This window comes from Devosia sp. Root635 (assembly GCF_001427605.1).
Taxonomy (GTDB): Bacteria; Pseudomonadota; Alphaproteobacteria; order Rhizobiales; family Devosiaceae; genus Devosia.
In genome coordinates, this window is sequence record NZ_LMGZ01000007.1 from 1 (window position 1) to 19,604 (window position 19,604).

At 64.5% G+C, this 19,604-nt stretch carries 14 protein-coding genes; 9 read left to right on the top strand and 5 right to left on the bottom strand.

Annotation, left to right across the window (positions count from 1 at the left end; translation table 11 throughout):
• Positions 1-442 precede the first annotated feature (442 nt).
• Complete coding sequence (locus tag ASD80_RS04745; protein ID WP_056229701.1) at positions 443-2,323, top strand: autotransporter assembly complex protein TamA; 1,881 nt, start codon at positions 443-445, stop codon at positions 2,321-2,323.
• The gene (locus ASD80_RS04750) at positions 2,323-6,294 is read left to right on the top strand and encodes a translocation/assembly module TamB domain-containing protein (RefSeq protein ID WP_056229704.1); all 3,972 of its coding nucleotides are present in this window, start codon (positions 2,323-2,325) and stop codon (positions 6,292-6,294) included. Before ASD80_RS04745 ends, ASD80_RS04750 begins: the two co-directional genes overlap by 1 nt.
• A gap of 139 nt (positions 6,295-6,433) precedes the next feature.
• Here the strand turns inward: ASD80_RS04750 and ASD80_RS04755 are convergent, their stop codons facing one another.
• The 5 genes from ASD80_RS04755 to ASD80_RS04775 all read right to left on the bottom strand — a co-directional run bounded on the left by ASD80_RS04755 (position 6,434) and on the right by ASD80_RS04775 (position 12,715).
• Entirely contained in the window at positions 6,434-6,724 is a 291-nt protein-coding gene (locus ASD80_RS04755) for a GIY-YIG nuclease family protein (protein WP_056229705.1), read from the bottom strand.
• A 142-nt stretch (positions 6,725-6,866) separates the two neighbouring features.
• Positions 6,867-8,717, bottom strand: coding sequence for an extracellular solute-binding protein (locus ASD80_RS04760; protein WP_056229709.1), 1,851 nt, complete (start codon positions 8,715-8,717; stop codon positions 6,867-6,869).
• A 115-nt stretch (positions 8,718-8,832) separates the two neighbouring features.
• Entirely contained in the window at positions 8,833-10,482 is a 1,650-nt protein-coding gene (locus ASD80_RS04765; protein WP_082555061.1) for an ABC transporter ATP-binding protein, read from the bottom strand.
• The gene (locus ASD80_RS04770) at positions 10,479-11,621 is read right to left on the bottom strand and encodes an ABC transporter permease (RefSeq protein WP_156460327.1); all 1,143 of its coding nucleotides are present in this window, start codon (positions 11,619-11,621) and stop codon (positions 10,479-10,481) included. The genes ASD80_RS04765 and ASD80_RS04770 overlap by 4 nt, the downstream gene beginning before the upstream one ends.
• Positions 11,618-12,715, bottom strand: a complete 1,098-nt coding sequence (locus ASD80_RS04775; RefSeq protein ID WP_056229712.1) for a microcin C ABC transporter permease YejB — start codon at positions 12,713-12,715, stop codon at positions 11,618-11,620. Before ASD80_RS04775 ends, ASD80_RS04770 begins: the two co-directional genes overlap by 4 nt.
• Positions 12,716-13,037: 322 nt before the next feature.
• Between ASD80_RS04775 and ASD80_RS04780 the strand changes: the two genes are divergently transcribed.
• The 7 genes from ASD80_RS04780 to sucD all read left to right on the top strand — a co-directional run bounded on the left by ASD80_RS04780 (position 13,038) and on the right by sucD (position 19,477).
• A complete protein-coding gene (locus ASD80_RS04780; protein WP_056229714.1) occupies positions 13,038-13,271 on the top strand; it encodes a hypothetical protein in 234 nt (77 codons plus the stop codon).
• 122 nt (positions 13,272-13,393) lie between these two features.
• Positions 13,394-13,993 carry an AprI/Inh family metalloprotease inhibitor gene (locus tag ASD80_RS04785; protein ID WP_082555062.1) on the top strand — a complete coding sequence of 200 codons (600 nt, stop codon included), beginning with the start codon at positions 13,394-13,396 and terminating at the stop codon, positions 13,991-13,993.
• A 250-nt stretch (positions 13,994-14,243) separates the two neighbouring features.
• Positions 14,244-15,380, top strand: a complete 1,137-nt coding sequence (zapE, locus tag ASD80_RS04790; RefSeq protein ID WP_244488938.1) for a cell division protein ZapE — start codon at positions 14,244-14,246, stop codon at positions 15,378-15,380.
• A 263-nt stretch (positions 15,381-15,643) separates the two neighbouring features.
• The gene (gene mdh, locus ASD80_RS04795) at positions 15,644-16,606 is read left to right on the top strand and encodes a malate dehydrogenase (RefSeq protein WP_056229719.1); all 963 of its coding nucleotides are present in this window, start codon (positions 15,644-15,646) and stop codon (positions 16,604-16,606) included.
• 175 nt (positions 16,607-16,781) lie between these two features.
• Positions 16,782-17,975 carry an ADP-forming succinate--CoA ligase subunit beta gene (gene sucC, locus ASD80_RS04800; protein ID WP_056229722.1) on the top strand — a complete coding sequence of 398 codons (1,194 nt, stop codon included), beginning with the start codon at positions 16,782-16,784 and terminating at the stop codon, positions 17,973-17,975.
• Between the two features lie 4 nt (positions 17,976-17,979).
• A complete protein-coding gene (locus ASD80_RS04805; RefSeq protein WP_056229725.1) occupies positions 17,980-18,507 on the top strand; it encodes a hypothetical protein in 528 nt (175 codons plus the stop codon).
• 64 nt (positions 18,508-18,571) lie between these two features.
• The gene (gene sucD, locus ASD80_RS04810; protein ID WP_056229729.1) at positions 18,572-19,477 is read left to right on the top strand and encodes a succinate--CoA ligase subunit alpha; all 906 of its coding nucleotides are present in this window, start codon (positions 18,572-18,574) and stop codon (positions 19,475-19,477) included.
• Positions 19,478-19,604: the final 127 nt, after the last annotated feature.

Genomic DNA, 19,604 nt, shown 5'->3' on the forward strand with positions numbered 1-19,604 from the left:
ACGGAAAACCCTTCAAACTCGCCATCAACGCTGCAATGAGAAAGTTCATCACCATCCTCAATGCTATCGTCAACAATCGACAGTTGCTTGACCCGAGGGCTCCTCACTTACTGGACGATCGTTAAGTACAGGGCCCTCGGGTCAAGCCCGAGGGTGACGATCGAGTTGATGGCGGAATCTGTGCCCCATAAGCCACCATCCCGCTCTGCAATTCTCGACAATATGCCTCAAAGGTTGTTCCTTCCCCCACCCAGCCCTAAACTTGCCATGAAATGACCGCCTGTTGGGCAGGCGTGCAGCGTTAGCGCGGTCGGGCGGAAGGTGCTTAACGGAATCTTCTCTCCCACGGGGCAAACTTCTGCTTCTGCCTCAAGTGGTTGAAGCGTAACGGGCGGGAACGGGTCCACTGCATATCGCGCGTCTGGTAACGAGTTTTGGCGCCCTGTGCGTGGCTGCTGCCGGTTTCGGCGCGGTCACGGTGCCTGCTGCTGCGTTCGACATCTTCGGGCTCAAGCTGTTCGAGGACCAGAGCGAGCAGGATGCGGAGGCGGTGATTGCCGATCCGCAGCCCTATCTGGTCACCCTGGTCGTCAATGCCACCGGCGCGGTCGAAAGCGCGGTGCGCAATGCCTCGGCTTTGGTCGCCGACCAGAACGAGCCGGCTTCGGGTGCGGCGGGGCTGTTGGCAAAGGCGCGGGGCGATTATCGCCGCATTGTCGCGGCGCTCTACAATGAAGGCTATTACGGCGGCACGGCGTCCATCCGTGTCGGCGGCGTCGAGGCGGCCACGCTGGCGCCCGATGTCGACCTGCCCGATCCGGTGGATGTGGCCGTGGTGGTCGATCCGGGGCCGCTGTTCCACTTCAACAGCGTGACCATCGTCAATCAGGCGCTGCCGACATCCGACCCCAATGATTATGTGGAGCCACCTGTCCATGCTGGGTTCGGCGCCGGCGAGATCGCCAAATCCTCGGTGATCCTGCGGGCCGAGCAACTGGCGCTGGAGGCCTGGCGGCAGCAGGGTTACGCCAAGGCGGCAATCGCAACCCGCGACGTTGTGGCTGACCATGCGACGACGACGGTGGATGTGACCATCTCCGTCAATCCGGGGCCCAAAGCGGCTTTCGGCGCGGTGACGGTGATCGGGGCGGAAGCGCTCGATCCGGAATTCCTGCGCCGGCAGACGGGGCTGACTGAGGGCGAGGAATATGACCCGGACGAGGTGGCGCTGGCGCAGAAGCGGCTCGACCGGCTCGAAGTGTTCCGGGCGGCGCGGCTGGAAGCGGCGGAATCGGTCGGCGCCGATGGGCTGTTGCCCTATAATCTGGTCGTGCAGGAGCTGCCGGGACGGCGCTTCGGCGTCGGGGCCAATTATTCCACCGTCGACGGGCTGGGGCTCGAAGCCTTTCACCTCTGGCGCAATCTCTTCGGGCAGGCCGAAAGACTGCGGCTCGATGCACGGGTGGCCAGCATCGGCTATCCGATCGATACGGCGCAGTTCGACTATTTCTTTGGCGGCACCTTCACCAAGCCGGGCATTTTCACGCCGGATACCGACCTGGTTGCCGCCGTTTCGGCCGAGCGGACCATCTACCCGACCTTCACCGAAACCTCGGCAAGCGGGCGGGTGGGATTGACGCATATCCTCTCTGACCAGATCAGCTTCGAAGGCGGGGCGCAGTTCGAGCTCAACCGCTTCGATGACGTGTTCGGCACGCGCGACTTCAAGACTATCGGGCTCTATGCCGGCGCGACCCTGGACTTCCGCGACGATAGCGTCGATCCAACCGAGGGCTGGTTCGGCCAGGTCAATCTCGAGCCGTTCTACGAGATGAACTACAACAATTTCGGGGCCAGGCTGACTGCCGAGGGGCGCACCTATTTCGGCTTTGGCGAGGACGATCCCTTCGTGCTGGCCGGGCGGCTCAAGGCCGGCGTGCTGCTGGGGCCCAGCCTGGCGGAAATTCCGCCCGACAAGCTGTTCTTTGCCGGCGGTGGCGGCTCGGTGCGCGGCTATGCCTACAAGTCCATCGGCGTCGATGATGGCACCGGCACCATTACCGGCGGGCGCTATCTGCTCGAAGCTTCGCTCGAAGCCCGCGCCAAGGTGACCCAGGATATCGGTGTCGTCGGGTTCGTCGATGGTGGCTATGTGGCGGCCGACGTGTTTCCCGCGCTGAGCGACCTGCGCGTCGGCGCCGGCGTGGGGCTGCGCTACTATACCGGGCTCGGGCCGTTGCGGGCCGATTTCGCCATTCCGCTCAACAAGAAGCCGGGCGATCCCGATTATGCGCTCTATGTCGGCATAGGACAGGCCTTCTGATGGCCCGGCTCACTTCCCTGCCACGGCGGTTCATCGCCCTCATCCTCGTACTGCTGGGGCTTGGCCTGGCCGTGCCTGCCGTCATCGTGGCGCAGGACGTGCTGACGATGGACAATGAGGAGCAGAAGGACTGGCTGACCAGCTTCGTACAGGATCGCCTGTCGACGCCGGAACGACAAATACGGCTCTCCAATATCGAGGGCGCGCTGGGTTCTGACGTCGCGATCCGCCAGATCACCATTTCCGATGCCGAGGGCGTGTGGCTGCGGGTCAACAATGCGCGGCTCAACTGGAACCAGGCGGCCCTGTTCACCGGCCGGCTGGAGGTGCGCTCGCTCACCGCCGATTCCATCGAATACATCCGCAACGCCGTGCCGGTCGAGGGCGCGGTGGATTTGCCTGCGCCCGAAGCCGGTGGCTTCCAGGTGCCCGAATTGCCGGTGGCGGTCATCATCGATGAACTGACCGTGCCCAGCGTGACCTTCGGGGAAAATGTGTTTGGGCTGGGCTCGGAAATTTCGCTGGCCGGCGCCATGACGCTGGATGGCGGCAATCTCGATGCCAATCTCGATATTGTCCGTCTCGACGGGCCGGGCGGCACGCTCGATCTCGACGTCAAATATGCCAAAGCCGATGCCAGCATCGATCTCGGCCTGGCGCTGGTGGAGCCGGAAAACGGCGTCATCGCCAACCTGCTCAATATCGAGAACCGCCCGGCGGTGACGCTGACCGTCAATGGCAGCGGGCCGGTGACCGACCTGCGCACGGAGCTGAGCCTGGTGGCCAACGGCCAGACCGCTTTATCGGGCGTGGCCACGGTCAACCAGCAGGCCGAAGGCATTGCCGTGGCCGCCGATCTGCGCGGGCCGCTGGCGACGCTGATTGCCGAGCCCTATCGGCCGTTCTTTGGCGCCGAGACCGCGCTGACGGCCAATGCGCTGATTCATTCTGCGGGTGGTATTTCCGTCACCGGATTGCGGCTCAGCGGCGGGCAATTGTCGCTTGAAGCGGCGGCCGAAACCACGCCGGACAATTTCCTCAAGCTGCTCGATCTCAACGCCGTCATCGCCGATCCGGCGGGCGGACAGGTGATCCTGCCGGTGCCGGGCAGCGCCACGCGCATCGGCTCGGCGCAATTGGCCGTGACCTTTGGCGGCGGGGCCAGCGAGGACTGGACGGCGACGCTGGCCATGGCCGGGTTCGAGACCTCCGGATTTGCGGCGGAAAACCTGGCGCTGAGCGTCGGCGGCGTGGCCGCCAATCTCAGTGACCCCACGACACGGCGCGTAACCTTCAATGGCGATGGTACGCTGTCGGGCATATCCGGCTCCGCGGAAATCGAGGCGGCTTTGGGCGACGGCATTGGCCTGGGCATTGCCGGCCTGTGGAATGCCGGCGAGCCGGTGCAACTGGCCGAGTTCCGCGTGGCGGGACAGGCCCTTACGGCGGCACTGACCGGCCAGCTCGATGGGCTGGATTTCCTTGGCGATATCGTCCTCGAAACGTCCAGCATCGCTCCGTTCTCGGGGCTGGCGGGACGCGCGCTGAATGGGGCTCTGTCGCTCAAGGCCAATGGTTCCATTATGCCGCTGAGCGGCGGATTCGACCTGGTGCTCGATGGTACGGGCACCAATCTGGCCATGGACGACGAGCTTGCCGATGGCTTGCTGGCCGGTACGGTGGACCTGTCCGGCCGCGTGGCGCGCACCGAGGCGGGGTTGACGGCAGAGAATTTCCGCATCGCCAATGACCAGGTGCAGATGCTGGCCGATGGCACCTATTCCAATGCGCTGGCCGATTTCGCCTTCAATCTCGACCTGAGCGATCTGGGCCTGTTGTCCGACCAGGCGAGCGGCGCGCTCAAGGTGGTGGGCACGGCCAAGGGGCAGGACAGCGTCATCGACCTAGATCTTGATGCGACCGTCCCCAGCGGCACGCTGGCCGGGCGCGCCTTGCGCGATGCCGCGCTGAGCTTCGACGGGCGCTACGACACCAATGGGCTCGGCGGCAATATTTCCGGCGCCGCGGCGCTCGATGGCTATCGCACCACGCTCGCCGCCGCTGTCAGCGTCACGCCGGAGACGCAACGCCTGGCCGATCTCGATTTCCAGGCGGCGGGCACGCGCATTACCGGCGGGCTGACGCGCACGGCGGAAACAGGGCTGATCGACGGCGGGCTGACAATTGTTTCGCCGGACGTGTCGGTTCCGGCGGCCCTGGCGCTGCTCGACGCTACGGGCGCGATCAATGCCGAGGTGACCTTGGCGTCGGTGGATGGCAGGCAGGGCGCGACCATTCGCGGCGACGTTCGGGCGCTGGTGGTTAGCGACATTCGCGTCGGCGCGGCCGATATGCGCGCCACGGTGGGCGATTTGTTCGGCGTTCCGGCCGTCGATGGCGCGGTCAATGCCAGCGGTGTTTCGGCGGCCGGTTTCGATGTCGCCACCTTGAGCCTGGCGGCGCGGCAGAGCGGGGCGAATACGGCTTTCGAGATACAGGCCGGAGGAATTGGCGGTGCGGCGATAAACGACTTCGGCATCGCGCCGCTGGGCGTCACCGCCAATGGCACCTATCGCGACGGCGTGGTGACGCTGGCGGCGCTGACGGCCAATGGTTCGGGCGGGTTGACCCTGCGCGGCTCGGGCACGGTGCCGCTCGAAGGCCGGGGCCTCGATATCGCCGTCACCGGCTCGGCGCCTTTGGTGCTGGGCAACCGCTTCGTCGCCGATCGTGGCGGGCAGTTGAGCGGCGTGGTGACGCTGGACGCGCAGGTGCGCGGCAGCCTCGCCAGTCCACAATTCGACGGCCGGGTCTCGACCAGCAATGCCGGCTATATCGACCCCGAACTCAACCTGCGGCTACAGGGCATTGCCGGCTCGGCCAGCCTCAATGGCACCAATCTGGTGATCGACAGCCTCTCGGCAAACCTGGCCACCGGCGGCTCGGTTTCCGCCTCGGGCTCGGTGGGGCTCAATGGCGGCTTCCCGGCCAATGTGCGTGTCGCGCTCAATTCGGCGCGCTATGCCGATGGCAACCTGTTCGTCGCCACCGTGTCGGGCAGTCTGGCATTGACCGGCAACCTCACCGGCACGCCGCTGCTGGCCGGCGACGTGTTCGTCGAAGAAGCCAACATCACCATTCCGGAGAATTTCGGCGGCGGGGCGCAACTGATCGACGTCGATCACGTCCGTACGCCGCCGGCTGTGGAGCAGACGCTCCAGCGCGCCAAAATCGACGATCGCAGCGGCGCGCCGATTCCGCAGACGCGGCCGGCGGGACTGCTGCTCGACGTCAATGTCAGCGCGCCCAACCAGATTTTCATTCGCGGCCGCGGGCTCGATGCGGAAGTGGGCGGGTCGGTGCGGCTCACCGGGCCGATCAATAATATCCAGCCGGTGGGCGGCTTTGCGCTCAATCGCGGCCGGCTGGCCATTCTCGGGCAGCGGGTGACTTTCGAGAGTGGCACGGTGACGCTGGTGGGCGATCTCGACCCGTTCCTCAACCTGGTGGCGCGCACCGAGGGCGAGGGGATCACGGTGTTCGTCACCGTTTCGGGCCGGGCCTCGGATATCGATGTGAGCTTTTCCTCCAGCCCGATGCTGCCGCAGGACGAGGTGCTGAGCCGGCTGATCTTCAACCGCTCGATGGGCGAGCTGTCGCCCCTGCAACTGGCCAAGCTGGCCGGCGCGGCGGCGGAGCTGGTCGGCGGTGGCGGCAATGGGCTGGTGGACAGCCTGCGCGGCGCGGCGGGCCTGGCCGATCTCGATATCGTCAGCGACGATAGCGGAAATGTCGCGGTGCAGGCGGGGACCTATATCCAGGACAATGTGTATCTCGGCGTGCAGGCCGGGGCCAACGGGCAGAGCAAGGTGACGATCAACCTCGACGTGACGAGTGATCTCAAGGTGACGGGCGCGGCCGGGCAGGACGGGAATTCCAGCCTGGGCGTGTTTTATGAGCGGGATTACTGAGGGATTGTGCCACGCCCTCCTGGTTCGAGGCGCTGAAGAAGCGCACCTCACCATGAGGGCTGTTGATACACCGAGTTTCCAGTAGCCCTCATGGTGAGGTGCGAGCCCTTCGCGAGCCTCGAACCACGAGGGCGTGGCACTATGTGCGCTTGGGCCGGCTCGCCAGGTCCGGCAGGCTTTCAAAGTCACCGCGGATCAGCGCTTCCTTCTTCTTGCGGGACCATCTCTTCACCTGCAGTTCGCGCGCTATGGCCTCGACAATGCGTTCGTATCGCTCGACGTGGACCAGTTCGACCGGCGTGCGTGAAGCGGTATAGCCGGGCACGACCTTGTTGTTGTGCTCCCATAGCCGCTCTTCGGGCTCCTTCCGGGTCAGGCCCACATAATAGGAACCATCGGCACAGCGCAGGATATAGACGCAGGCCTCCATGCCTATCTCCGTGCCACGCCCTCGTGGTTCCGAGGGTCGCTGCGCTCCCGCCTCGCCATGAGGGCTACTGGAACACCGCGTTAAAAGTAGCCCTCATGGTGAGGTGCGCTTCCTCAGCGCCTCGAACCATGAAGGCGTGCCTCTAATATCCCGCCCCACCCGTCTTCGCCGCCTTCTCCGCGTCCCACCACCAGATCGTGGGGAACCCGCTGGAAAAATCCGGCAGCTTTTCGGGGTGGCTGAAGCGGTCCCAGCGGGCGATGCGGGAATTGCGCAGGGTGTAGCTGGGGACCATGTAGTAGTTGTGCAGCAGCACCCGGTCGATGGCCTTGGTGATGGCGATCTGGGTGTCGCGGTCGTCGGCAACCACCAGCTTGTCGATCAGGGCGTCGATGGCGGGGTTGGCGATGCCGGCATAGTTCTGGCTGCCTTCCTCGTTGGCGGTGGAGGAGCCGAAGAAGAAGCGCTGCTCATTGCCCGGCGAGAAGGATTGGGCCCAGCCGGCATAGATCATGTCGTAGTCGAACGAGCGGGCGCGGTTGATGAATTGCGGGCTGTCGACGGTGCGGATGGTGGCGGCGACGCCGATCTGGGCCAGGTTGGTGACGAGGTTGGTCGCCACCGGCTCGATGGTCGGGCCGTTGAGCAGGATTTCGAAACTGAACTGCTGCCCATTGGCATCGACCAGCCGGTTGCCATCGAGCGTATAGCCGGCCTCGTTGAACAGGCCGAGCGCGGTGCGCAGGTTTTCGCGCAGCTTGGCCGGATCGCCGCTCACCGGGTTGGCATAGGGCTCGGTGAAGACGGAGGGCGGCACCATGTCCTTGACCGAGTTGAGGACTTCCAGTTCCTCGCCCTCCGGCAGGCCGGTCGACTTGAAGGGCAGGCCGAAGAAGTAGCTGTCGATGCGGTCATACTGGTTGAAGAAGACGGTATTGCTCAGCTCTTCGAAGTCGAAGGCATAGTTGAGGGCTTCGCGGACGCGGGCGTCCTGGAACTTTTCGCGGCGCAGGTTGGGGATGAAGCCCAGCCCGATGCCGGAGCCGGCATAATCCTGGGGGAACAGTTCCTTGATGACGCGGCCTTCGGTGACGGCCGGGAAATCGTAGGCGGTGGCCCAGCGGCGGGCCTGGTTTTCCCACCACCAGTCGAACTGGTCGCCCTTGAAGGCCTCGAATTCCACCGTCAGGTCGAGGAAATATTCGAGCCGGTATTCGTCGAAATTGTTATGGCCGACCTGGGTCGGATGGTTGGTGCCCCAGTAGTTCTCGACCCTGGTATAGGTGATGGAGCGGCCGGCGTCGAAGCTGGCCAGCTCATAGGGGCCGGAGCCCAAGGGCGGTTCGAGCGTCGATTCGGCGATATTGCGCTGCTTGCCCTTGGCATCGGTGCCCTCCCACCAATGCCGGGGCAGCACCATGAGCTGGCCCAGGATCAGCGGCAGTTCGCGATTGTCGGTCTGGTTGAAGGTGAAGGTCACTTCGCCTGGGGCGGTGACCTCGGCCTTTTCGATGTTGATGTAATATTGCTGGCGGTCGGGATTGACCTCGATCAGCTTGTTGAAAGTCCAGACCACGTCCTCCGCAGTCACGGGCTCGCCATCGTTCCAATGGGCGTCGGGGTCCATGCGGAAGGTGACCGAGCCATAGTCCGGGGCGATCTTGAGGGCCTCGGCGAGCAGGCAATAATAGGTGTTCTGCTCGTCCATGGAGGGCGTCATCAGCGTCTCGTAGAGGAGGCCGATGCCGCCGGCCGGCTCGCCCTTGGGCAGGATGGGGTTGAAGGTATCAAAGCCCCCCAGATCGCCCTGGCGCACCACGCCCCCCTTGGGCGCATCGACATTGACATAGTCGAAATGGGTATAGTCCTGGCCGTATTTGGGCTCGCCTTCCAGGGTGAAGGAATTGCTCCACACGTCGGTCGGGGTCTGGGCCAGAGCCGGCCCCGCGAGGGCCAGCATCAGGGCGGTGGCGAGGAGGGGTGCGAGTTTCATCGGACGGCTCCGGGGATTGGAATTTTGTGACATGAAGCTAGACCGTTTCGGGCGTTGCCGGAAGCATTGGTATGCGCCTCCTCCCCCTTGAGGGGAGGGACGGGGAGGGGGTGGTTCAGTGATCCGCCGATAGACCCCCACCCTCGGTCCCTCCCCTCAAGGGGGAGGGAGGCGAAAGAGCCGCTGAATCCGTAAACGCCGCGGCGAGCAGCGCCCTGGTATAGTCAGACTGCGGGGCGGCGAAGATTTCGGCGGCCGGGCCCTGTTCGACGATACGGCCGTCGCGCATGACGATGAGCTGGTTGGCCAGCGCGCGCACCACCTTGAGGTCGTGCGAGATGAACATGTAGGTGAGGCCGCGGCGCTGCTGGATATCGCGCAGCAGGTCGATGACCTGCGCCTGGATCGAGACGTCGAGCGCCGAGGTGGGCTCGTCCAGCACGACGAATTTGGGCTCCAGCACCATGGCGCGGGCGATGGCGATGCGCTGGCGCTGGCCGCCGGAGAATTCGTGGGGGTAGCGCAGTCGCGCTTCGGGCGGCAGGTCGACCTCCTCCAGCACCCGCACAACGCGGGCGTTGCGCTCCCGGGCGCCGATCTGCGGGGCGTGGACGGCAAGCCCTTCGCCGATGATTTCATCGACCGACAGGCGCGGGCTCAGCGAGCCATAGGGGTCCTGGAAGACGATCTGCATGTCCTTGCGCAAAGGCCGCATGGCCTTCCATGAGCGCGACTGGATGGCGTTGCCAAGCACGACGATACGGCCCACGGAGGGCAATAGCCGCAGCAGGGCATAGCCGAGGGTGGACTTGCCCGAGCCGCTTTCGCCGACGACGCCGAGGGTTTCGCCACGGCGGATGGCGAGATCGACCCCGTCGACCGCCTTGATATGGCCGACGGTGCGACGGAACACGCCGCGCTTGATGGGGAACCAGACCTTGAGGTCGGCGACTTCGACGATATGGGGCGCGCTGGGATCGGCCTCGGGCGGCTTGCCGCGCGGCTCGGCGGCGAGCAGGTGGCGCGTATAGGCGTGCTGCGGGCTGGCGAAGATCGGCGCCACCGGGCCGGTCTCGACGATTTCGCCTTGGGTCATGATGCAGACGCGGTCGGCGATCCGTTTGACGATGCCCAGATCGTGGGTGATGAACAGCATGGCCATGCCGAGGCTTTGCTGCAAATGCTTGAGCAGCGTCAGGATTTGCGCCTGTACCGTCACGTCGAGCGCGGTGGTGGGTTCGTCGGCGATCAGCAGGTCGGGCTCATTGGCCAGGGCCATGGCGATCATGACGCGCTGGCGCTGGCCGCCGGACAATTGATGCGGATAGGCGCCGAGGCGGCTCTGCGGATCAGGAATGCCGACGGCGTCGAGCAGTTCGAGCACCCGCTTGCGGGCGGCAGTGGCGCGCAACCCGCGATGGATGGCCAGCACTTCCCCGATCTGCCGCTCGACGGTGTGGACCGGGTTGAGCGAACTCATCGGCTCCTGGAAGATCATCGAAATGTCATTGCCGCGCACGGCGCGCAATTCGGCTGGCGGGGCGGTGACCAGGTCCCGCCCCTTGAACAGGATTTGCCCGGACAGCGCGGCGGAGGGTGGCAGGAGTTTCAGCACGGACAGGGCGGTCACCGACTTGCCCGAGCCGCTTTCGCCGACCAGGGCCACGGTCTCGCCCGGCGCGATGTCGAAGGATATGCCCCGCGTCGCCTCATGCGCGCCGAAGGCAATGGTGAGATCGCGGATGGAGAGCAGGGGGGCGGTCATGCCATCGACTTTCTGGGATCGAAGGCATCGCGCACTGCTTCGCCCACAAACACCAGCAGGGTCATCATGATGGCGATGGTGAAAAAGCCGGTCAGGCCGAGCCAGGGGGCCTGGAGGTTGTTCTTGCCCTGGGCCAGCAATTCGCCCAGCGAGGGCGAGCCGGGCGGCAGGCCGAAGCCGAGCAGGTCGAGCGAGGTCAGAGTCACCACCGAGCCGGAGAGAATGAAGGGCATGAAGGTGAGCGTCGCCACCATGGCGTTGGGCAAAAGGTGCTGGAACATGATGGTGAGGTTGGAGACGCCCAGCGCGCGGGCGGCGGCGATATATTCGAAATTACGGCCGCGCAGGAATTCGGCGCGCACGATGCCGACCAGCGATACCCAGGAAAACAGCAGCAATATCCCCAGCAGCACCCAGAAATTGGGGGCGATGACGGAGGAGATGATGAGCAGCAGGTAGAGCGCGGGGATCGAGGTCCAGATTTCGATGAAGCGCTGGAAGATGAGATCGACCCAGCCGCCGAAATAGCCCTGCACGGCGCCGGCCACCACGCCGATGACGGAGGAGAAGATGGTCAGCGTCAGCCCGAACAGCACCGAGATGCGGAAGCCGTAGAACAGGCGGGCCATGACGTCGCGACCGCGATCGTCGGTGCCCAGCCAGTGATAATTGCCCCAGTGGCAGTTGGGGTCGGCCGCTCCCTGCGGATAGCGGGCGCAGTTTTCTGCCGCCGTCATGGTCCAGCTCGGGGCGACGGCGCCCGAATAGGGCAGGAAGCCATCGACGGTCTGGTAGTTGAAGTGGATGGGCGGCCAGACGGTCCAGCCATTGGCCGCAATTTCCGAGGCGATGAAATCGTCGCGGTAATTGGTGATGGCGAGGAAGCCGCCGAATTTGGATTCGGGATAGTCGACAAAGGCGGGGAACAGCAGCTCGCCCTTGTAGGAGGCGATAATGGGGCGGTCATTGGCGATGAATTCGGAGCCCAGCGCCGCCACGAACAGCACGAGGAAAATCCACAGCGACCAATAGCCCCGGCGGTTGGCGCGGAAATTGTCGAGCCGCCGCCGGTTGAGCGGGGAGAGCCAGCGATTGCGCGGAGATTCGACCGCCGCGGCCTCTGCCGCCATCTCGCTCATACTTCGCGGCTTTCGAAATCGAGGCGCGGATCGACCCACATATAGGCCAGGTCGGAAACCAGCGCGATGATAAGGCCGAGCAGGCTGAAGATATAGAGCGTGGCGAAGACCACCGGATAGTCGCGATTGGCCACCGACTGGAAACCGAGCAGGCCCAGCCCGTCGAGCGAGAAGATGGTCTCGATCAGTAGCGAGCCGCCGAAAAAGGCGCCGACAAAGGCGCCGGGAAAGCTGGCGATGATCAGCATCATGGCGTTGCGGAAGACGTGGCGATAGAGCACCTGGTTTTCCGTCAGCCCCTTGGCGCGGGCAGTGGTGACATATTGCTTGCCGATCTCGTCGATGAACGAGTTCTTGGTCAACAGCGTCGTCGTGGCAAAGGCCCCCAGCCCCATGGCGATGATGGGCAGCACCAGGTGCCAGAAATAGTCGAGCACCTGTTTCCACCAGGGAAAGCTGGCAAAGCCGGGCGACGTCAGGCCGCGCAGCGGGAAGAACGACCAGAAGCTGCCGCCGGCAAAAAGGATGATCAGCATGATGGCGATGAGGAAGCCGGGAATGGCATAACCGATGATGACCACGGTCGAGGTCCAGACATCGAAGCGCGAGCCATCGGATATGGCCTTGCGGATGCCGAGCGGGATGGAGATGCCATAGGCGATCAGCGTCATCCACAGGCCCAGCGAGATGGAGACCGGCATCTTTTCGACGATGAGGTCGATCACCGAGATATCGCGATAGTAGCTCTCGCCGAAATCGAAGCGCAGGTAGTTTCCCAGCATCAGCCCGAAGCGTTCCAGGGGCGGCTTGTCGAAGCCGAACTGCTTTTCGATGCGCGCGACCAGTTCGGGCGACAGGCCCTGGCTGCCGCGATAGGCCGATTTGTTGCCGCCCTGGCCGGGCTGGGCGGCGAAATCACCGGCCTCGCTGCCGGTGATGCGCTCGGCAATGGAACTGTTCTGGCCGGAGAGATTGGCGAGTGCCTGCTCCACCGGGCCGCCGGGCGCGAATTGGGTGATGAGGAACGAGATCGCCATGATGCCGAACACGGTCGGGATCATCAGCAGCAGGCGGCGGATTATATAGGCGCCCATCGGGTCTCCGGGCAGGCGAGTTTGCGTGGAGCTAAGCGCGGGGCCGTCCGAGCCGGCAAATCACCATGAAGTGAAAGCGGTTCACGGGGAGTGCAACACTTTGATGACGGGTTGGCAAGGGTGGGGGGTGAATGGGGGCTTGTGCCACGCCCTCGTGGTTCGAGGCGCTGAAGAAGCGCACCTCACCATGAGGGCTGATGATGCATCGAGTTCCCAGTAGCCCTCATGGTGAGGTGCGAGGCGTGGCACTCAGGCTCCGCCCGGTCTTTTTGCTTGCCCAAGTGGCGAGGCCCGTTCACCATCCCCCCACGCGGAGTTGCCCATGACCTACCAGATCATCGCCCACGTCAAGAATCCCGCCCAGGCGCGGGCGCTGGTGGTGGCGCTGCGCGCTTATGGGTTCAATCCGCTGGAACAGGGCGATGGTGGACTGCCGGGGGTGCCCAATCTGTTCGGGCCCGAGGGCGTGCCGGTGCAGGTGCCCGAAGACGAGGTCGCCGATGCAACCGTTCTGGCCCGTGACCTGTTGAAGGAAATGACCGGGCCCGACACCTAAAACGGCCACATTGGTATGCGGTAGGTCGATTGCGGGCCGGGCGGTTGAACGCAGCGCGGGGTTTGGCTATAAGCCAGCCAGGCTGTTAACCTTTATTAAGCCCTAGGGCAGGAGCGGAACCCATGACGGTTTGGATGCGCGGATCGTTGTCCGCGGTAGGCGTGGCGGCAATCGCCGTTGTACTGGCGGCATGCCAGTCCACCGGTTCCAATACGGCCAACCTCAACACGATCGGCGCGCCGGCGCAGTTGCAGCCGGTGCAGAATTCCACCGTGCAGCAGGGCACCTTGCCGGCTATCGGCGCCACCGGAACGCCGGCTCCCGGCCTCAGCGGCCAGCCGGTGCTGGGCGGCGTTCCCGCCAACCAGACGGCCTCGACCGCGCCGGGCACCTTGCCCTCCATCGTCTCGCTCGATCCGCTGGCCCAGCCGGTTTCCGGGGGCATGAGCGCCGGCCCCGAAGGCGTGTGGAACGTCGCTGCTGGCGCCGCGACCTGCCGCATCAACCTGCCGATGACCGCCAAGACCGGCACCAGCTATTACCGCGCCTCGGCGCCGGGCTGCACCGTGCCGCAGATCGCCTCGGTCACCGGCTGGCAGCAGGTGGGCAGCCAGCTCCAGCTCTATGATGAAAACGGCAATATCGCCGCCTTCCTCGCCCCGTCGGGCGGCCGCTATATCGGCACGATGGGCGGCGGCCAGGCGATTTCGATGTCCAGGTAGGTTTCCACCTCTCCCTTGGGGGAGAGGTCGGCGCGCAGCGCCGGGTGAGGGGGCCTTCCCCCCCACCGCATCAAGAAAAGGCCCCCTCACCCGACCCGAAGACGGGTCGACCTCTCCCCCAAAGGGAGAGGTGAAGAAGGCGGCTTCATAATACCTACCGCGCCGCCCTCGGGCTTGACCCGAGGGCCCCTCTCAACGCAATGGATGTTGCAGCAGGCCCTCGGGTCGAGCCCGAGGGCGGCGCCGGTATATGATGTCGACTATCAACCTCTCCCAGCTCTCTCCCGCCCCCGTCACCGCCGCCTATGCGGAACTGGCGGAGCGTGGCGTGCTGATCCCCGACCCGGCGCAGCACGAGGCGGCCGGGCTGCTCGATGCGGTGCTGGCCGGGGTTTCGGTCGAGCGCCCCAAGGGCCTGCTGGGCAAGCTCTTCGATTCCCGCGAGCCGGTGCGCGGGCTTTATCTCCATGGCGAGGTGGGGCGCGGCAAGACCATGCTGATGGACCTGTTCTTTGCCGCCGTGCCGATAGGGCAAAAGCGGCGCGTGCATTTCCACGAATTCATGGACGAAATCCATGCCGGCATGGCCGCCTTCCGCAAGAGCAGGAAGGGCCGCGATGCCGATCCGGTCGAGGCTGTGGTGAAACCCATCGTCAAATCCGGGCTGCGCCTGCTCTGCCTCGATGAATTCCATGTGCATGACATCACCAATGCCATGCTGCTCTATCGGCTGTTCGACAAGCTGTTCGCCCAGGGCGTGACGCTGGTGGCGACGTCCAATGTGGCGCCCGACGGGCTCTACAAGGATGGACTCAACCGCCAGCTTTTTTTGCCGTTCATCGACCTGCTCAAGCGTCACGTCACGGTGGCTGCCCTTCCGGCGGCGCGGGACTACCGGCGCCTGAAATTCGCCGGTCAGCATGTCTATGCTTTCGGGACCGGTCCTGAGGTGCGCGCCGAGATGAACCGGTTGTGGCTGCGTATCACAGGGGGCGAGGTGGGTCACCCCGGCGTGGTGGAAAGCATCGGGCGGGAAATCCCCGTGCCGCTGGTGGCGATGGGGGCGGCGCGCTTCGGCTTTGCCGACCTTTGCCAGAAGCCACTCGGTTCACGCGACTTCGTGCGGATTGCCCATCAATTCGATTCCATCATCATCGACGGCGTGCCGCAGATGGACCGGACCATGTCGGACGCGGCCAAGCGCTTTATCCTGCTGATCGACAATCTCTATGATCGCGGGGTGAAGCTGGGCGCCAGCTTTGCCGTGCCGCTGGACCAATTGGGCAAGGACGACAGGACGGCATTCGAGTTCCAGCGCACGGTGTCGCGGCTCGATGAGATGCAGTCGGAGGGGTATCTGGGGCGAGGGCTTCGGGAGGCGGGATAGTGCCACGCCCTCGTGGTTCGAGGTCGCTACGCTCCCGCCTCACCATGAGGGCTACTGGAAGCGCTGAGTTTAAAGTAGCCCTCATGGTGAGGTGCGCTTCTTCAGCGCCTCGAACCACGAGGGCGTGGCACTTGCCCAACCGGCACGCCCCCTTCGCCCATCAGCAAGGGCCTAAATCCCGTTTATACGAAGGGTTCACTTGCCCCTCCCGACCGACAGGGTTAAGAGGTGCGCCAATTCAACGCAGTCTGGGATGAGGACTTATGGCGCGCAAGAAGATCGCTCTTATCGGCTCGGGTCAGATCGGCGGGACGCTCGCCCATCTGGCGGCTCTCAAGGACCTTGGCGACATCGTATTGTTCGATATCGTCGATGGCGTGCCGCAGGGCAAGGCGCTCGATATTTCCCAGTCGGCCCCGGTGGAAGGCTATGACGCTTCCATCACCGGCACCTCCAAATATGAAGACCTCAAGGGCGCCGATGTGGTCATCGTCACCGCCGGCGTGCCGCGCAAGCCGGGCATGAGCCGCGACGACCTGCTGGAAATCAACCTCAAGGTGATGGAGCAGGTGGGCGCGGGCATTGCCAAATATGCCCCCAAGGCCTTCGTCATCTGCATCACCAACCCGCTCGACGCCATGGTCTGGGCCCTGCAGAAGTTCAGCGGCCTGCCGACCAACCAGGTCATCGGCATGGCCGGCGTGCTGGACAGCTCGCGCTTCGTCCACTTCATCGCCGACGAGCTCAAGGTGTCGGTGGAAGACATCAATGCCTTCGTGCTGGGCGGCCATGGCGATACCATGGTGCCGCTGGCCCGCTACTCCACCGTTGCCGGCATTCCGCTCACCGACATCGTCAAGATGGGCTGGATGAGCAAGGAAAAGCTCGATGCCATCATCCAGCGCACCCGTGACGGCGGCGCCGAGATCGTCGGCCTGCTCAAGACCGGTTCGGCCTTCTATGCCCCGGCCACTTCGGCCATCGCGATGGCCGAGAGCTACCTCAAGGACAAGAAGCGCGTGCTGCCCGCCGCGGCCTACCTCGATGGCCAGTATGGCGTTAAGGGCACCTATGTCGGCGTGCCGGTGGTGATCGGGGCCGGTGGCGCCGAGAAGGTCATCGAGATTTCATTGAACTCTGCTGAACAGAAGGCCTTCGACAAGTCGGTCGGTGCCGTCGAGGGGCTGATCGAGGCCTGCAAGAAGATCGCGCCCAAGCTGGCGTAACAACCACCGGACGAGGGCTCCCCTCCCCCTTGAGGGGAGGGGCTGGGGGAGGGGGTCCATCAGCGACCATCCGAACGACCCCCACCCTCGATCCCTCCCCTCAAGGGGGAGGGAAGGCCGACTGAGACGCCGGATATAAGGTCGGCACCAGAATTTCACCCCAAGGGGACCAGACATGAACATCCATGAACATCAGGCCAAAGAGCTGCTCAAGGGCTACGGTGCCCCTGTGGCTGCGGGCGTTGCCATCTTTTCGGCCGATGAAGCCGAGGCGGCTGCCAAGTCGCTGCCGGGTCCGCTCTATGTGGTCAAGAGCCAGATCCACGCCGGCGGACGCGGCAAGGGCAAGTTCAAGGAACTGGGCCCCGACGCCAAGGGCGGCGTGCGGCTGGCCAAGTCCGTTGGGGACGTGGTGGCCAATGCCAAAGAGATGCTGGGCAATACGCTGGTGACCAAGCAGACCGGCGATGCCGGCAAGCAGGTCAATCGCCTCTATATCGAAGACGGCGCCGATATCGCCCGCGAGCTCTATTGCTCGCTGCTGGTCGATCGCACCACCGGCCGCGTTTCCTTCGTCGTCTCCACCGAAGGCGGCATGGATATCGAGGCGGTGGCGCATGACACGCCCGAGAAGATCATCGCTGTCGATATCGATCCGATGGCCGGCGTGACCGCTGCCAATGTCGACGAGATCGTGACGGCCCTCAAGCTCGAAGGCGATGCCAGGGCCGATGCCGGCAAGCTGTTCCCGATCCTCTATAAGGCGTTCACCGAAACCGACATGAGCCTGTTGGAAGTGAACCCGCTGATCGTGATGACCGACGGGCACCTGCGCGTGCTCGACGCCAAGGTCAGCTTCGACAACAATGCGGCCTTCCGCCACGACGACCTCAAGGGTCTGCGCGACCTTTCCGAGGAAGACGCCAAGGAAATCGAGGCCTCCAAGTTCGACCTCGCCTATGTGGCGCTCGACGGCAATATCGGTTGCATGGTCAACGGGGCGGGCCTGGCCATGTCCACCATGGACATCATCAAGCTCTATGGCGCCGAGCCGGCCAACTTCCTCGATGTGGGCGGTGGCGCCTCCAAGGAAAAGGTGACGGCCGCCTTCAAGATCATCACGGCCGATCCGGCGGTGAAGGGCATCCTGGTCAACATCTTCGGCGGCATCATGCGCTGCGACGTCATCGCCGAAGGCGTGATCGCCGCGGTCAAGGAAGTGGGCCTGCAGGTGCCGCTGGTGGTTCGCCTCGAAGGCACCAATGTCAAGGAAGGCAAGGCCATCCTCGATCAGTCGGGCCTCAATGTCATTTCCGCCGACGACCTCGACGATGCCGCCCAGAAGATCGTCAAGGCGGTGCAGGGCTAGCGCCATGCGCGCCGCTCTCGCACTCATCGCCGCCCTGGTCCTCTGCGTGACGCCGGCCGTCGCGCAGGGCAAGACCAAGCCGGGCGCCGTGCCGCAAGGCGTTGCGGCACTCGAAATGTGCGAGACCTTTGCCGCCGGCGACGTGCTGGCGGTGGAAGCGGCGATCGAAAAGGGCTGGGAAGCCTATGAGGACGACTCGGAAAGCCCCTATGTCCACTCCTATTCGGGCGGCAAGGAACTGCCGGGCATCGGCTATGCCAACATGTTCGCGCTGGTCGAGGACTATCCCAACCGCACCTTCGGCTATTGCCGGGTCGATGTGAACGAGGTCACCGGCGACGCCCAGGTCGCGGTGCAGTCGATCCAGAACCTCGAGCGCTACGAGGGCCAGTCCATCCAGAACGGCGCCGGCACCTTTGCCAGCCTCACCGGCAAGGACGACAAGAACCGCATGCTGCTGACCCATCTGGCCAACGGGGTCTTCGTCATCCAGTTATCCATCATCACGCCCAAGGCCGGGACGGCCGAGTAATCCAACGGCGCCTTGCCCCGGCAGGCGAAATGGCGCCGAGCGCCCAGAGACGAAAGAGAAATAAATGTCGATCCTCGTCAACAAAGACACCCGCGTTCTGGTACAGGGCCTGACCGGCAAGACCGGCACGTTCCATACCGAGCAGGCGCTGGCCTATTACGGCACCAAGATGGTGGGCGGCACTCATCCCAAGAAGGGTGGCGAGACCTGGTCGTCGGGTGTCGACGGTACTGAATTGCCGATCTTCACCTCGGTTGCCGAGGGCAAGGAGCGCACCGGCGCCAATGCCAGCGTGATCTACGTGCCGCCGGCCGGCGCCGCTGCCGCCATCGAGGAAGCGATCGATGCGGAAATCCCGCTCATCGTCTGCATCACCGAGGGCGTGCCGGTGCTCGACATGGTGCGGGTCAAGGCCAGGCTCGACAAGTCGAAGTCGCGGCTCATCGGGCCGAACTGCCCAGGCGTGCTGACGCCGGAAGAATGCAAGATCGGCATCATGCCGGGCTCCATCTTCTCCAAGGGCTCGGTGGGCATTGTTTCGCGCTCGGGTACGCTTACCTATGAAGCAGTGTTCCAGACCACCAATGAAGGCCTTGGCCAGACCACGGCCGTCGGCATCGGCGGCGACCCGGTCAAGGGCACCGAATTCATCGACATGCTCGAAATGTTCCTGGCCGACGAAGAAACCAAGTCGATCGTCATGATCGGTGAAATCGGCGGTTCGGCCGAGGAAGATGCCGCCCAGTTCCTGATCGACGAAGCTAGGCGCGGCCGCAAGAAGCCGATGGCCGGTTTCATCGCCGGTCGCACGGCCCCTCCGGGCCGCACCATGGGCCATGCTGGCGCCGTAATTTCGGGCGGTAAGGGCGGCGCCGAGGAAAAGATCGCGGCGATGGAAGCGGCGGGGATTCGGGTGTCGGCTTCGCCGGCACGGATCGGCGCCACGCTGGCGGACGTGCTGAAGGGCTGAGGTATCGGCTCCTTCGCCTCCCTCCCCCTTGAGGGGAGGGATTGAGGGAGGGGGTCGATGATTGGGGCTGGACGGTGCCACGAGCGGGACCCCCACCCCCGACCCCTCCCCTCAAGGGGGAGGGGAG